This is a genomic window from Microbacterium sp. 71-23 (assembly GCF_001897265.1).
Lineage (GTDB): Bacteria > Actinomycetota > Actinomycetes > Actinomycetales > Microbacteriaceae > Microbacterium > Microbacterium ginsengisoli.
Genome location: NZ_MKSL01000017.1, coordinates 261,972 through 276,258, shown reverse-complemented (window position 1 = coordinate 276,258; position 14,287 = coordinate 261,972). Strand labels below are relative to the sequence as shown.

The following is a 14,287-nucleotide window of genomic DNA, read 5'->3' as shown; positions in this document are numbered from 1 at the left end:
CGATGTCGTGGCGCTCGTGCCGGGCGTCTCCGTGGCGATCCCCGTCGGCACCGCGTTCCAGTTCGCGAGCGACGGTCACGGCCTCGTCATCCTCGGCGCGACCGCGCCCGCCTGGCCGGGCGACGACGAGGCCGTGCGCGTCGCCGGCCCGTGGGAGCCCACGCTCGGCTGAGCGCGTGCGCGGTGCCGCGGCATCCGCCCCTCGGTAGACTCATCGGGTCGTCCACACTCAGGCACGCTCACACAGTGCCGCATATATCGCTCGAGGAGTCCCCCATGGCCGAAGTTCCCGACAAGCCCGCACTCGAGGGCCTCGAAGCGAAGTGGGATGCCGCGTGGGAGACCGCGGGTACCTATCTGTTCGACCGTGACGCGGCCAAGACGAAGGGACGCGCGGGCGTCTACTCCGTCGACACCCCCCCGCCGACCGCCTCGGGCAGCCTGCACATCGGACACGTCTTCAGCTACACCCACACCGACCTCAAGGTGCGGTTCGAGCGGATGCGCGGCAAGACTGTGTTCTACCCGATCGGATGGGACGACAACGGCCTGCCGACCGAGCGCCGCGTGCAGAACTACTACGGCGTGCGCTGCGATCCGACGCTGCCCTATGACCCCGACTTCACGCCCCCGTTCGAGGGCGGCGACAACAAGTCGAGCAAGGCGGCCGACCAGATCCCGATCAGCCGACGCAACTTCATCGAGCTGTGCGAGCGGCTGACCGTCGAGGACGAGAAGACCTTCGAGTCGCTGTTCCGGCAGCTGGGACTCAGCGTGGACTGGCGTCAGACCTACCGCACGATCTCCGACGAGACGATCCGCACGAACCAGCTCGCGTTCCTGCAGAACTACTCCCGCGGCGAGGCCTACCAGGACCTCGCCCCGACGCTCTGGGACGTCGACTTCCGCTCGGCGATCGCGCAGGCCGAGCTCGAGGACCGCGAGCAGCCCGGCGCCTACCATCGCCTCGCCTTCCATCGCACCGACGGCGGCGGCGACATCCACATCGAGACGACCCGCCCCGAGCTTCTCGCCGCCTGCGTCGCGCTCGTCGCCCACCCCGATGACGAGCGCTACCAGCCGTTCTTCGGCACCACCGTGACCACGCCCGTGTTCGGGGTCGAGGTTCCGGTGCTCGCGCACCCGCTCGCGCAGATCGACAAAGGCTCGGGCATCGCGATGGTCTGCACCTTCGGCGACGTGACCGACATCATCTGGTGGCGCGAGCTCAGCCTTCCGAACCGCACGATCATCGGCAAGGACGGCCGCATCGTCGCCGACGCCCCCGAGGCGCTGTCGACGGATGCCGCGCAGGCCGCTTTCGCGGAGCTCGCCGGCAAGACCGTGTTCAGCGCGAAGAAGCGCATCGTCGAGCTGCTGCAGGAATCGGGTGAGATCATCGGCGACCCGAAGCCGATCACCCACCCGGTGAAGTTCTTCGAGAAGGGCGACCGGCCCCTCGAGATCGTCTCGACCCGGCAGTGGTACCTGCGCAACGGCGCGAAGAACGCCGACCTGCGCGACGCGCTCATCGAGCGGGGACGCGGCATGACGTGGCATCCCGATTTCATGCGGGTGCGCTACGAGAACTGGGTCGGTGGCCTCACCGGCGACTGGCTCGTCTCGCGCCAGCGGTTCTTCGGGGTGCCGATTCCGGTCTGGTACGGCCTCGACGAGAACGGCGACCGCGACTACAGCCGCGTGATCACCCCCGACCTCGGTCAGCTGCCCGTCGATCCGACCATTGACGTGCCCGCGGGCTTCGACCCCTCGCAGCGCGGCGTGCCGGGCGGCTTCGACGGCGAGCAGGACATCTTCGACACCTGGGCGACGTCGTCGCTCACCCCGCAGCTCGCCGGCGGCTGGGCGCGCGACGAGGAGCTCTGGGGCCTCGTCGCCCCGTTCGATCTGCGCCCGCAGGGTCAGGACATCATCCGCACCTGGCTCTTCTCGACGATGCTGCGGAGCGTCTTGCAGGACGGCCGGGCGCCCTGGTCGGATGCCGCGATCTCCGGCTTCATCGTCGACCCCGACCGCAAGAAGATGTCGAAGTCGAAGGGCAACGTCGTCACGCCCGCGGACATCCTCGATGCCCACGGCTCCGACGCCGTGCGCTACTGGGCGGCGTCGAGCCGCCTCGGCACCGATGCCGCGTTCGACCCGCAGAACCCGACGCAGGTGAAGATCGGCCGTCGCCTCGCGATCAAGCTGCTCAACGCGGCGAAGTTCGTGCTGACCTTCCCGGTGCCGGAGGGCGCCGCGGTGACGCACGACCTCGACCGCAGCATGCTCGCGACCCTCGACACGGTCGTCGCCGAGGCGACGCGCGCGTTCGAGGGCTACGACCACGCCCGGGCGCTCGAGCTGACCGAGTCGTTCTTCTGGACGTTCTGCGACGACTACCTCGAGCTCGTCAAGGAGCGCGCCTACGACCAGACCGACGTGGGTCAGGCGTCCGCCGCGCTCGCGCTGCGCCTGGCGCTGTCGACGCTCGTGCGACTGCTCGCGCCGGTGCTGTCGTTCGCGGCGGAGGAGACCTGGTCGTGGTTCGAAGAGGGGTCTGTGCATCACGCCGCGTGGCCCGCCCCGCTGGGTCTCGAGGGCGACCCCCGCGTGCTCACGACCGTCGGTGACGCGCTCATCGGCGTGCGCCGCGCGAAGACCGAGGCCAAGGCCTCGCAGAAGACGCCGGTCACGCGTCTCGTCATCGCGGCGCCCCCCGCACAGATCGCACTCCTGCGATCCGCCGAGGGGGACCTCCGCGCCGTCGGCCGCATCGCCGAGATCGACTACGTCGAGGGCGACGCGCTGACAGTCGAGTCGATCGAGCTCGAGACGGCGGACGCCTGATGCAGCTCGGCACGCGGTGGACGGCGGGCGACACGCCCCCGTCGGCCGTGCCCGCCGTGCTGCACGACGCGATCGCCTCGGTGGAGAGAGCGCTGCCCGCCGACCCCCTCGGTCAGCCGCGTCCGCGATGGACACTCACCTGGCTCGAGCGTCGGCCGATCGCCGAACTCGACACGGGAGTGATCGTGACGGTGGATGCCGCGGGCTCACCCGTGGTGCGTCACGACGCCGACGACGAGTTCGCCTGATCCGCCGCCGCGTAGGCGCGCGGTGTTCCCCGCACGAGCAGCCGTGAGGCGCTGAGAGCGACGATAAGCGTGAGGGCGCCCGCGCTCGTGAACGGCAGCCGGAGGTCGGATCGCGCCACGAGCCCGCCAAGCAGCGTCGCCACCGGGAAGACGCCCCACGTGACGGTGCGGATGATGCCGAGCGCGCGACCGAACAGGTGCGCGGGGATGAGGTGCTGCCGCAGCGCTCCCCACGGCACGTTCCACACCGACACCGCGAACGCCATGACCGCGTAGGACGCGATCGCGGTGACGACGTCGGGAGCGAGACCCACCGCGACGAGGGACACGGCGACGACGACGTTCGCGAAGAGCAGCACCGGGCCGCGGCCGAGGAGACGCACCAGAGGCGCCGCGACGAACGACCCCACGAGGGCGCCGAGCCCGATCCCCGCCGTGACGAAGCCGATCGCCGCAGGCGTGACGTGCTGCACCTCGAGGAAGTAGAGGATCGTGGGCGCCTGGGCGAAGCTCAGGAGCGCTCCCACCACGGACGTGAACAGCACCACCGCACGCAGGTAGCGGTGTTGCCAGAGGTAGCGCAGCGCGGGGCGGGCGCCGTGAACGGGCACGGATGCCGCGGCATCCGTCTGCTCGTCGGTCTGCCGCGAGACGGCCAGCGACGGCAGCAGCAGGGCCAGGGCGATCGGAACCAGATAGCCGATCGCGCCCACCCAGAGCGGCAGGGCGATGGACAGGCCGAACAGCAGACCTCCGATGGGCGTGGCGATGAAGTTGTCGATCGTCACCTGGGACGCCTGCAGCCAGCCGTTGGCGCTGTCGAACCGCTCGCGAGGGACGATCGCAGGAACGGCGGCGTTGACGGCGTTCTCGAACAGGGTCTCGCCGATGCCGAACGCAAGGGTGCCGATCAGCAGCGTCCACACCGAGATCGCGCCGGATGCCACGAGGGCCCCGAGCCACACCGCGGCACCGAGCCGCAGCGTGTTGGCGACGGCCATGATGCGCCGCCGATCGAAGCGGTCGACGATGACGCCGGCAGGAATGCCGAACACGAGCCACGGCACGAACGCGAGAGCGCCGAGGATCGCGATGACGAACGGGTCGGTCGTCAGGGTGGTGGCGATGAGCGGCACCGCGGTGCGACCGACGCCGTCGGCGATGTTGCTGAAGGCGGTGGCTGTCCAGAGCGTGCGGAACGGGCGGCCGAGCGGCGGTGCCGCCGGCCTGATCGCTGTGGTGGTCATGACCGCGGCAGCAGTCCGAGCTGACGCGCTGCGGTGCCGGTGCTGCGCTGTGCGACGTAGGCGTCGAGACGCGCCGCCCGCTCATCGGCGCACGCGCGGCGGCGGTGGATGTCGTCGGCGGCTCGTTCGAGCAGGCGGGCGAGCACCCGCAGCAGCCGCTCATCGGCGGAGCGGGTGGTGGTGCGGGCTTCGGGGGGAGCCGTCAGGAGGGTCATCTCATCGTCCCTTCTCGGGGAGGGCGAACACATCGGCGTGCACCGTCACGGGCACGACGCCCTCGCCGCGCTGGTCCTTGTATCGGTCGACGGCGCCGTCTATGACGGCCTGGAGCTGGGCGACGACGTCGGCCGCCTGCACGGCTGTGAGGTGGATGGTCGCGGTCGTGATCATCGCGCTGTCGTCCCACACGCCGTTCTCGCGCAGGCTCGCCCCCACGTAGTCCATGAGCTGCTGGTGACGCCGGTTGAGGAACTCCGTCAGCACGACCTGAGTCGCCGCGCGGCCCGCGGGGGTCTTCACCGCCTCGGGGCTGCCGATCTGCACGCCGCCGCGAGGCCGTTCCCACCAGCGCTCGCGCGCGGTTCCCTGACCTTCGACCTCTCGAATGAGGTCATGCTTCGCGAGTGCGCGCAGGTGATAGCTGGTGGCGCCGGAGGACTCCCCCGTCATCGCCGCGAGGGTGCTCGCCGTCTGCGGGCCGTATTGCGAGATCAGATCGTAGATCTCGACCCGCAACGGGTGAGCGAGGGCCCGAAGTGCGCCGCCGTCGAGCACCCGCTGTTCGCGGGTCGTCGGGAGCGGGATCTCGTTCGTCATATCGCAAAGATATCTTTGCACGTGTTACTTTGCAAACGTTGCTTTGCATCGACGCATCCGGACACTCGGGCAGGGCGCTCGGCACACCACGCGACGTACGATCGAGGAATGGATCTCGGCATCACCGACCGCGTGGCCCTCGTCGTCGGCGGCACCGGCTACCTCGGGCGTCACATCGCCACGACCCTCGCCGCGGAGGGCGCCGTGGTCGTCACCGCCGGCCGATCGGGTGGCGATGTCACGATCGACGGCCAGGATGAGGCATCCGTCGTCGCCGGCGTCGACGAGGTGATCGCCCGGCACGGGCGGATCGACATCCTGGTGGTCACCGCCGCGCCCGCGGCGCAGACCCTCGACCCGGCGGACGCGTTCTCCCCCGCGGCCGTCGCGGCCGCGGTCGATGCCAAGTCGCTCGTCTTCCTGCGGCTCGCGAACGCGGTACTCCCGCACATGCGCGCCCGCGGGTCCGGCCGCATCATCGGCATCGCCGGGCAGCTTGCCCGCTCGTCCACGAGCGTCGTCGCGTCGGTGCGCAACGCCGCCCTGATCCTCGCGGCGAAGGCCCTCGCCGACAGCGTGGCCGGCACCGGCATCACCGTCAACGTCGTCAACCCCGGCAACGTGTTCGACGACGACCACCCGGTGCCCGCGGTCGGTCCCGGGCCCTCGACTCCGGAGCAGATCGCCGCCCTCGTCGCCTACCTCTCCTCGGAACCCGCGGCCGCCGTCTCTGGCGCGTCGATCGCCGCCGGACACACGTTCCGCGGCGTGTCGACCCTCTGAATCGACGCGATGCCGCGGCGTAGGCTGGCGGGATGAGCACGACGTCCCGCCATCCCCTTCTCGATCGTTCCGTGCTGCCGTACGAGCTGCCGGACTACGCCGCGATCGCCGTCACGGACTACCTGCCGGCATTCGACGCGGGATTCGCGCAGCAGCGCGCCGAGGTCGCCGCCATCACCGCGAACCCCGAGCCGCCGACCTTCGAGAACACGCTCGAGGCCCTCGAGCGCAGCGGCGACCTGCTCGGCCGCGTCTCGCGCACGTTCTACACGGTGAGCTCCGCCGACGGCACGCCCGAGATCCAGGAGATCGAGGAGACCGTCGCCCCGCTGAACTCGGCGCACTCCGACGCGATCACCCTCGATCCCGCGCTCTTCGCGCGGGTGGCCGCACTCTACGAGGCCCGCGACGACCTCGACCTCACCCCGGAGCAGCGCTACCTCGTCGAACGGCGCTACACGGTGATGTCGCACGCCGGCGCGGGGCTCGACGACGACGCCAAGCAGACCCTTCGCGATCTCAACGCCCGCCTGTCGGTCTTGACGACCACGTTCGAGCGCCATCTGCTGGCCGACACCAACGAGCTCGCCCTGCACGTGACGGATGCCGCAGACCTCGCCGGTCTCGCCGACAGTGACCTCGCCGCCGCGGCCCGGGCCGCCGCCGACCGCGGGCTCGATGGATATCTGGTGTCGCTCACGCTGTTCACCGGTCATCCGTACCTGTCGCGGCTCACCCCCCGCCGCACGCGCGAGCGTCTGCTGGCCGCCTCCCGGTCGCGCGGTATCCGTGGGGGCGAGCACGACAACCGCGACGTGCTCCTCGAGATCGTGCGGCTGCGCGCGCAGCGTGCCGAGCTGCTCGGATACCCGTCGCACGCGGCCTACGTGACGTCCGACCAGACCGCCGGTTCCCCGGAGGCCGTGCGGGCGATGCTGTTCCGCCTCGCCGCTCCGGCCGCGCGCAACGCCCGCGCCGAGGCCGACGCGCTGCAGCAGATCGTGAACGAGACCGAGGCGGCTCCGTTCGAGATCGAGGCCCACGACTGGGCGTACTACACCGAGAAGGTGAGGGCCGCGACGCTCGACCTCGACACCGCCGCCCTGCGGCCGTGGTTCGAGGCGGAGCGGGTACTCACCGAGGGCGTGTTCGCCGCGGCATCCGCTCTCTACGGTCTGGGCTTCGCCGAACGGACCGATCTCGCGGGCTACCACCCCGACGTGCGGGTGTTCGAGGTGTCGGATGCCGACGGCTCACCGTTCGGCCTGTTCGTCTTCGATCTCTACACGCGCGACACCAAGCGCGGCGGCGCGTGGATGAACTCGATCGTCACCGAGTCAGCGCTGCGCGGCACCGGACCGGTCGTGGTCAACAACCTCAACGTCGTGAAGCCGGCCGACGGCCCGACGCTGCTGACGCTCGCCGAGGTCACGACGCTCTTCCACGAGTTCGGGCACGCTCTGCATGGCCTCCTCGCGCGCGTCACCTATCCGTCGTTCGCGGGCACGGCCGTCTATCGTGACTTCGTCGAGTTCCCGAGCCAGGTCAACGAGATGTGGATCTACTGGCCCGAGGTGCTCGCGCGCTACGCGCGTCATCACGAGACGGGAGAGCCGCTGTCTGCCGATGTCGTCTCACGCCTCACGGGGTCGCAGGCGTTCAACGAGGGCTTCGCCACCAGCGAATACCTCGCGGCCGCCTGGCTCGACCAGGCTTGGCATTCCCTCTCGGCCGCAGAGGCGGCGGCGGTGACCGACGTGGCGGCGTTCGAACGGGCTGCCCTCGCCGAGATCGGTCTCGACAACCCGCTGGTGCCGACGCGCTACTCGTCGACCTACTTCGCCCACGTGTTCTCCGGCGGCTACAGCGCCGGCTACTACTCCTACATCTGGAGCGAGGTGCTCGACGCCGACACGGTCGAGTGGTTCACCGAGAACGGCGGACTCACGAGGGAGAACGGCGACCGGTTCCGCAGCAGGCTGCTCGGCGTCGGCGGCTCGAAGGATCCGCTCGAGGCGTACCGCGACTTCCGCGGGCGTGACGCCGAGGTGGCGCCGCTGCTCGCCCGTCGCGGTCTCACCGGATGACGTCGAAGACCTGCTTCTGGATGCCGTTGCCGTAGGCCTCGTGCTCCACCAGGGCGAGTTTCGTGAGGTCGCGGTCGGACCCGCTGAACAGCCGCAGCCCTGCGCCCAACAGCACCGGGAAGACGAGCAGGTGGTACCGGTCGACGAGGTCGGCGTCTTCGAGCGCGGCCACGAGGGTCGCGCTGCCGTGCACGATGATGGGGGCGCCGTCACCCTGTTTGAGGGCCGCGACGTCGTCGAGCGAGCGCAGAAGCGTGGCCGGCCACCGGTCGTCATCCTCCGCAAGGGTCGTCGAGACGACATAGCGTGGCATGGCGTTGTACCCGGCGAACTCCTGCGTCATCGTCGGCCAGACCGGAGCGAACGCCTCGTAGCTTCGACGGCCGAGGAGCATCGCTCCGGCCTCCTCCTGCTCGCGGCCCTTGAGCTCGTATGCAGCGGGGTCGAACGCCACGGACGAGAAGGTCCAGCCCGCGTTGCGGTACCCCGCTTCGCCGCCGGGGGCCTCGACGACGCCGTCGACGGACACGAACGAGGTGACGATGAGCTGACGCATGCGGTCAGCCTACGGGGTGGATGCCCCGCCCCACCGCCCTGCGCTCAGGCCGTCTTGCGCTTCTGGCGCAACACGACGGTCGGGGCCGCACCCTCTTCGACGGCGGCGCGGGTGACGATCACCTTGGCCACGTCGTCGGAGGACGGGATCTCGAACATGATGGGGCCGAGCACATCCTCGAGGATCGCGCGAAGTCCGCGCGCGCCCGTCTTTCGCGAGACCGCCAGCTCGGCGACCGCCTCGAGCGCGTCGCGCTCGAATCCGAGCTCGACGTCGTCGAGCGCGAACATGCGCTGATACTGCTTCACGAGTGCGTTCTTCGGCTCGGTGAGGATCTCGATGAGCGCGTCGCGGTCGAGCGGGGACACCGAGGCGACCACGGGGAGACGGCCGATGAACTCCGGGATGAGCCCGAACTTGTGGAGGTCTTCGGGAAGCACCTCGCTGAAGTAGTCGGGGGCCTCGTCCTTGCGCTGCAGCGGGGCGCCGAAGCCCACACCGTGCTTGCCGATGCGCGAGGAGATGATGTCTTCGAGCCCCGCGAACGCGCCCGCCACGATGAACAGCACGTTCGTCGTGTCGATCTGGATGAACTCCTGGTGCGGATGCTTGCGCCCGCCCTGCGGCGGAACCGAGGCGACGGTGCCCTCGAGGATCTTCAGCAACGCCTGCTGCACACCCTCGCCCGAGACATCGCGGGTGATCGAGGGGTTCTCGGCCTTGCGGGCGATCTTGTCGACCTCGTCGATGTAGATGATGCCCGTCTCGGCGCGCTTCGTGTCGAAGTCGGCGGCCTGCAGCAGCTTGAGGAGGATGTTCTCGACGTCTTCTCCGACGTAGCCCGCCTCGGTGAGTGCCGTGGCATCGGCGACGGCGAACGGCACATTCAGCCGCTTCGCGAGCGTCTGCGCCAGGTAGGTCTTGCCGCAGCCCGTCGGCCCGAGCATGAGGATGTTGCTCTTGGCGATGTCGACCTCGTCGGCCTTCTGCTCGGCCGGGAGCAGGGACTGCTGGGCGCGCACGCGCTTGTAGTGGTTGTAGACGGCGACCGACAGAGCCCGCTTGGCGGTCTCCTGCCCGACGACGTACTCCTCGAGGAACGCGAAGATCTCCCGCGGCTTCGGAAGGTCGAACTCGGCCACCTCGCCCGAGCCCTGCTCGGCCATGCGCTCTTCGATGATCTCGTTGCAGAGCTCGACGCACTCGTCGCAGATGTAGACGCCAGGGCCGGCGATCAGCTGCTGCACCTGCTTCTGGCTCTTTCCGCAGAACGAGCACTTGAAGAGGTCGGAACTCTCCCCGATGCGCGCCATGCTGCCCCTCCTGTTCGGCCTCGCGACGATGCGGTTCGAGCCTAACCGAGCAGGCCGACATCGTCGCGTATTGTCCCCCGGTTCGCGGCGCGCCGCGGCTGTGAGCACGAACGCCCCGCACCGGGGAGGTACGGGGCGTTCGCGGCATCCGCTCAGCTGGTGAGAGCCGCCGGGACGCGCTTGCGGGTCGTGAGCACCTGGTCGACCAGGCCGTACTCGAGCGCCTCCTGCGCGGAGAGGATCTTGTCGCGGTCGATGTCCTTGTGCACCTCTTCGATCGTGCGGTTGGTGTGGCGCGCCATGGTCTCCTCGAGCCAGGTGCGCATGCGCAGGATCTCGGCCGCCTGGATCTCGATGTCCGACGCCTGGCCGTGCCCCGACTCGCCGACGGCGGGCTGGTGCATCAGGATGCGGGCGTTCGGCAGGGCGAGACGCTTGCCGGGCGCGCCGGCCGCGAGCAGCACCGACGCCGCGGACGCGGCCTGGCCGAGCACGACCGTCTGGATCTGCGGCGACACGTACTGCATGGTGTCGTAGATCGCGGTCATGGCCGTGAACGAGCCGCCGGGCGAGTTGATGTACATGATGATGTCGCGATCGGGGTCCTGGCTCTCGAGCACGAGGAGCTGGGCCATGACGTCATCGGCCGACGCGTCGTCGACCTGCACGCCAAGGAAGATCACGCGGTCTTCGAACAGCTTATTGTAGGGGTCCTGGCGCTTGAAGCCGTAGGCGGTGCGCTCTTCGAACTGGGGAAGGATGTAGCGGCTCGACGGCATCGGGAAGCCCTGCGGCACGCCATGCATGGGGGTGTTCATTCGACTGCTCCTGAAAGTGTGTGCCGGTGGTCAGTTCTCGGTGCCGCCGCCGCCGATGACGTCGGTGGCCGATTCGCGGATGTGGTCGACGAACCCGTATTCCAGCGCCTCCTGCGCGGTGAACCACCGGTCGCGGTCACCGTCGGCGTTGACCTGCTCGACGGTCTTGCCGGTCTGGCTGGCGGTGATCTCGGCGAGGCGCTTCTTCATGTCGAGGATGAGCTGCGCCTGCGTCTGGATGTCGCTCGCGGTGCCGCCGAAGCCGCCGTGCGGCTGGTGGAGCAGCACACGGGCGTTCGGGGTGATGTAGCGCTTGCCCTTGGTGCCGGCGGTGAGCAGCAGCTGACCCATCGACGCGGCCATGCCGATGCCAACGGTGACGATGTCGTTCGGCACGAACTGCATCGTGTCGTAGATCGCCATGCCGGCCGTGATCGAGCCGCCGGGAGAGTTGATGTAGAGGTAGATGTCCTTCTGCGAGTCCTCGGCCGCGAGCAGCAGGATCTTGGCGCAGATTTCGTTGGCGTTCTCGTCGCGCACCTCTGAGCCGAGCCAGATGATGCGGTCCTTCAACAGCCTGTCGAAGACGCTTTGTGCGACAAGGGGTTCAGCCATGAGTGCTCCTGTTTCGGTTGCGTGAGAACGACACTACCGGCGGCGTTTCGGCGCCCCGCCCGTGTTCGCCGTCGGCAGATCAGGGCGTGGGATCGGCGAGTTCGCGGGCGTATCCGGTGACCGACCGGGTGTATCGCGGCAGGTGCGGCGCGAGGGCCTGGAGGGCGATGGATGCCGCGGCCCGCTCCCGTCCCGCGGACGCGAGCGCCAGCGCATAGAACGCCGCGGCGGCATCGTGGAGAGGCGTCCCCGCGCTGCGCGCGTATTCGGCCTCGAGCAGGGCGAGCGCCTCGTCGACGCGACCGAGGTTGCGGATCGTGCTCGCGTACTGGATCGTCGCGCGCGTGCGGCGCTCCTCATCGAGGCCGCCGGCGAGGGCGGCGCGGTAGAGCGGCTCCGCCTCCTCTTCGAGCCCGGCGGAGTCCCGCGCCCCGGCACGCTCGAACAGTGCGACGGGGTCATCCGCCCCTCGCTCGGACGCGAGGGCGTCGATCGCCGCGATGACGTCGGTCTCCGACAGGGTCGCGTCGTCCCACACCGCATCCACGCGGGCCTGCCAGTCGTCGTCTGTCATGCGCATGCTCCGGGTACGCGAGAGGGGCGGATGCCGCGGCATCCGCCCCTCTCGATCGTGTCTGCTTACTCGGCGGTCTTCTTGGCCGCGGGCTTGCGGGCAGGCTTCTTCTTGGGAGCCTCCTCGACCTCGGCGGCGGCGTCGGCGATCTCCTCGGCCTCGGCGACGACGTCCTCCTCGGCGGCGACCTCATCGGCGACGGCGACGAAGCCCGACAGATCGACGGGCTTGCCGTCGGTGTCGACCACGTTGACGCGGCCGAGAGCCACGGCGAGAGCCTTGTTGCGGGCCACCTCACCGATCATCAGCGGCAGCTGGCCGCCCTGCTGGAGCGCCTCGATGAAGTCCTGCGGGGCCATGCCGTACTGAGCGGCCGACTGCACGATGTACTGGGTCAGCTCGTCCTGCGAGACCTGCACCTCCTGCTGCTCGACCAGCTTGTCGAGCAGCACCTGGGTGCGGAACTGGCGCTCGCTCGACTCGGTCACCTCGGCGCGGTGCACGTCGTCCTCGAGACGGCCTTCGCCCTCGAGGTGGTTGTGCACCTCCTCCTCGATGAGCTGCGGCGGCACCGGGATCTCGACCTGCTCGAGAAGCGTCTCGACGAGCTTGTCGCGCGCGGCGGCGCCCTGCGAGAAGGTCGACTGCTGGTCGACGCGGTCCTTCAGCGACTCGCGCAGCTCGGCGATGGTGTCGAACTCGCTCGCGATCTGCGCGAAGTCGTCGTCGGCCTCGGGAAGCTCGCGCTCCTTGACCGCGGTGACGGAGACGGAGACCTCGGCCTCCTCTCCGGCGTGGTCGCCGCCGACGAGCTTCGAGCGGAACGTGGTGTCCTCACCGGCGGTGAGCGACTCGATCGCCTCGTCGATGCCCTCGAGCAGCTCGCCCGAGCCGACCTCGTAGGAGACGCCCTTGGCCTCGTCGATCTTCGCGCCCGCGATGGTCGCGATCAGGTCGAGCTCGACGAAGTCGCCGGTCTTGGCGGGACGCTCGACGGTGACGAGCGTGCCGAAGCGCGAACGCAGGCGGTCCAGCTCCTCGTCGATCGCCGACTCGTCGGTGGCGACGGCGTCGACAGTGATGGTGATGCCCTCGTAGGCGGGGATCTCGACGTCGGGACGCACGTCGACCTCGACCTCGACCTTCAGGTCGCCGGAGAAGTCGGCGATCTCGGGGAGCTCGACGATGTCGGCGCTCGGACGGCCGATGACCTTCACGTCGTGGGCGCTGACGGCCTCACGGTAGAAGCCGTCGAGACCCTCGTTGACGGCGTGCTCGAGCACGGCGCCGCGACCGATGCGCTGGTCGATGATCGGGGCCGGGACCTTGCCCTTGCGGAAACCGGGGATCTGCACGTCCTGCGCGATGTGCTCGTACGCGTGCGCGATCGACGGCTTGAGCTCGTCGGGCGAAACCGTGATGTGGAGCTTCACGCGAGTGGGCGTGAGCTGCTCGACGGTGCTGGTGACCATGCCTTACATTTCTCCTCTGATGTGCGCGTGGCGCGCTGACCGAAGTCTCGTGGGATGGGCCGACGTGTCGGGGCGACAGGATTTGAACCTGCGACTTCCCGCTCCCAAAGCGGGCGCTCTACCAAGCTGAGCTACGCCCCGGGCGGGTGCGCACGCGGAGGTGCGCCGAAGGCCCCTGGAAGTCTAGCCGACACCCCGTCGATTCGCGGCGGCCGTGGCATCCATGTATAGACTCGTGGATGCTGCGGCTCCGGCCGCTGCGGGGGTGTAGCTCAATGGTAGAGTCTCAGTCTTCCAAACTGATTGCGCGGGTTCGATTCCCGTCACCCCCTCCATCAGCGGCCTGATCGGCCGTTCTCTCCGCCTCAGATCGGCGTCGCGCCGGCGTGCGTGCGGGAGTGCTCGAGGTAGACGGCGGCGTTGCGCAGCAGCCCGGCCTTCTCCTCGTCGCTGAGCTCGCGTCGCACCTTCGCCGGCACGCCGGCGACGAGCGAGCCGGGTGGCACGATCGTTCCGCCGAGCACCAGCGCTCCCCCGGCGACGAGCGATCCGGCACCGATCACCGCTCCCGACAGCACCACGGCGCCCATGCCGATGAGACTGCCGTTCTCGATCGTGCAGCCGTGCACGACGGCATTGTGGCCGACCGAGACGTCCTCACCGATGACGACCGGGGAGCCCGCGTCGACGTGCACGGACACGTTGTCCTGCAGGTTGCTGCGATCCCCGACGGTGATCGGGGCGCTGTCCGCGCGCAGCACCGCGTTGTACCAGACGCTGGCCCGGTCACCGAGAGTCACCGCCCCGACGATCCGTGCGCCTGAGGCGACGAACGCCGTCTCTGCAAGGTGAGGGGCGCGCTCCGGGAGCGCGAGGACGGCGGCGTCGGCGGCAATGCTCATGCCGCG

At 69.5% G+C, this 14,287-nt stretch carries 14 protein-coding genes and 2 tRNA genes; 5 read left to right on the top strand and 11 right to left on the bottom strand.

The genetic code is table 11. From position 1 onward, the window contains the following. Nucleotides 1-276 precede the first annotated feature (276 nt). Nucleotides 277-2,850, top strand: a complete 2,574-nt coding sequence (valS, locus tag BGO15_RS07970; RefSeq protein ID WP_056518594.1) for a valine--tRNA ligase — start codon at nucleotides 277-279, stop codon at nucleotides 2,848-2,850. Then, nucleotides 2,850-3,098, top strand: a complete 249-nt coding sequence (locus BGO15_RS07965) for a hypothetical protein (RefSeq protein ID WP_045248372.1) — start codon at nucleotides 2,850-2,852, stop codon at nucleotides 3,096-3,098. Before valS ends, BGO15_RS07965 begins: the two co-directional genes overlap by 1 nt. Here BGO15_RS07965 and BGO15_RS07960 read toward each other — a convergent pair. The 3 genes from BGO15_RS07960 to BGO15_RS07950 are packed head-to-tail and all read right to left on the bottom strand — an operon-like array spanning nucleotide 3,071 to nucleotide 5,161. Then, nucleotides 3,071-4,345, bottom strand: coding sequence for an MFS transporter (locus BGO15_RS07960; protein WP_056208676.1), 1,275 nt, complete (start codon nucleotides 4,343-4,345; stop codon nucleotides 3,071-3,073). The genes BGO15_RS07965 and BGO15_RS07960 overlap by 28 nt on opposite strands. Next, nucleotides 4,342-4,560, bottom strand: coding sequence for a hypothetical protein (locus tag BGO15_RS07955; protein WP_045248374.1), 219 nt, complete (start codon nucleotides 4,558-4,560; stop codon nucleotides 4,342-4,344). Before BGO15_RS07955 ends, BGO15_RS07960 begins: the two co-directional genes overlap by 4 nt. Nucleotide 4,561: 1 nt before the next feature. Next, nucleotides 4,562-5,161 (bottom strand): winged helix-turn-helix domain-containing protein, encoded by a 600-nt coding sequence (locus tag BGO15_RS07950; RefSeq protein ID WP_045248375.1) that lies wholly within the window; start codon nucleotides 5,159-5,161, stop codon nucleotides 4,562-4,564. 108 nt (nucleotides 5,162-5,269) lie between these two features. Here BGO15_RS07950 and BGO15_RS07945 point away from each other — a divergent pair, with 108 nt between their 5' ends. Then, complete coding sequence (locus tag BGO15_RS07945) at nucleotides 5,270-5,944, top strand: SDR family NAD(P)-dependent oxidoreductase (RefSeq protein WP_056208673.1); 675 nt, start codon at nucleotides 5,270-5,272, stop codon at nucleotides 5,942-5,944. Nucleotides 5,945-5,976: 32 nt separating this feature from the next. Beyond that, entirely contained in the window at nucleotides 5,977-8,031 is a 2,055-nt protein-coding gene (locus BGO15_RS07940; protein ID WP_056518595.1) for a M3 family metallopeptidase, read from the top strand. On the opposite strand, the gene BGO15_RS07935 is transcribed toward BGO15_RS07940, so the two are convergent. From BGO15_RS07935 to BGO15_RS07905, 7 genes are all read right to left on the bottom strand, one after another. Next, complete coding sequence (locus BGO15_RS07935; RefSeq protein WP_056208669.1) at nucleotides 8,021-8,587, bottom strand: dihydrofolate reductase family protein; 567 nt, start codon at nucleotides 8,585-8,587, stop codon at nucleotides 8,021-8,023. The genes BGO15_RS07940 and BGO15_RS07935 overlap by 11 nt on opposite strands. Nucleotides 8,588-8,631: 44 nt before the next feature. Beyond that, the gene (clpX, locus tag BGO15_RS07930) at nucleotides 8,632-9,900 is read right to left on the bottom strand and encodes an ATP-dependent Clp protease ATP-binding subunit ClpX (protein ID WP_056208665.1); all 1,269 of its coding nucleotides are present in this window, start codon (nucleotides 9,898-9,900) and stop codon (nucleotides 8,632-8,634) included. A 152-nt stretch (nucleotides 9,901-10,052) separates the two neighbouring features. Then, nucleotides 10,053-10,718, bottom strand: coding sequence for an ATP-dependent Clp protease proteolytic subunit (locus tag BGO15_RS07925; protein WP_056208662.1), 666 nt, complete (start codon nucleotides 10,716-10,718; stop codon nucleotides 10,053-10,055). Nucleotides 10,719-10,748: 30 nt separating this feature from the next. After that, nucleotides 10,749-11,333 carry an ATP-dependent Clp protease proteolytic subunit gene (locus tag BGO15_RS07920; RefSeq protein WP_056208659.1) on the bottom strand — a complete coding sequence of 195 codons (585 nt, stop codon included), beginning with the start codon at nucleotides 11,331-11,333 and terminating at the stop codon, nucleotides 10,749-10,751. A 79-nt stretch (nucleotides 11,334-11,412) separates the two neighbouring features. Beyond that, nucleotides 11,413-11,907, bottom strand: coding sequence for a tetratricopeptide repeat protein (locus BGO15_RS07915; RefSeq protein WP_045248547.1), 495 nt, complete (start codon nucleotides 11,905-11,907; stop codon nucleotides 11,413-11,415). Nucleotides 11,908-11,972: 65 nt separating this feature from the next. Next, nucleotides 11,973-13,379: a trigger factor gene (gene tig / locus BGO15_RS07910; RefSeq protein ID WP_056208656.1), complete on the bottom strand. Its 1,407-nt coding sequence runs from the start codon at nucleotides 13,377-13,379 to the stop codon at nucleotides 11,973-11,975. Nucleotides 13,380-13,446: 67 nt separating this feature from the next. Then, nucleotides 13,447-13,520: transfer RNA gene (locus BGO15_RS07905), tRNA-Pro, on the bottom strand. Nucleotides 13,521-13,640: 120 nt separating this feature from the next. Here BGO15_RS07905 and BGO15_RS07900 point away from each other — a divergent pair. After that, nucleotides 13,641-13,714, top strand: a tRNA-Gly gene (locus BGO15_RS07900). A 30-nt stretch (nucleotides 13,715-13,744) separates the two neighbouring features. Here BGO15_RS07900 and BGO15_RS07895 read toward each other — a convergent pair. Next, on the bottom strand, nucleotides 13,745-14,281 hold the full coding sequence (locus tag BGO15_RS07895) for a gamma carbonic anhydrase family protein (RefSeq protein ID WP_056208653.1): 537 nt from the start codon (nucleotides 14,279-14,281) through the stop codon (nucleotides 13,745-13,747). Between the last annotated feature and the right edge of the window lie 6 nt (nucleotides 14,282-14,287).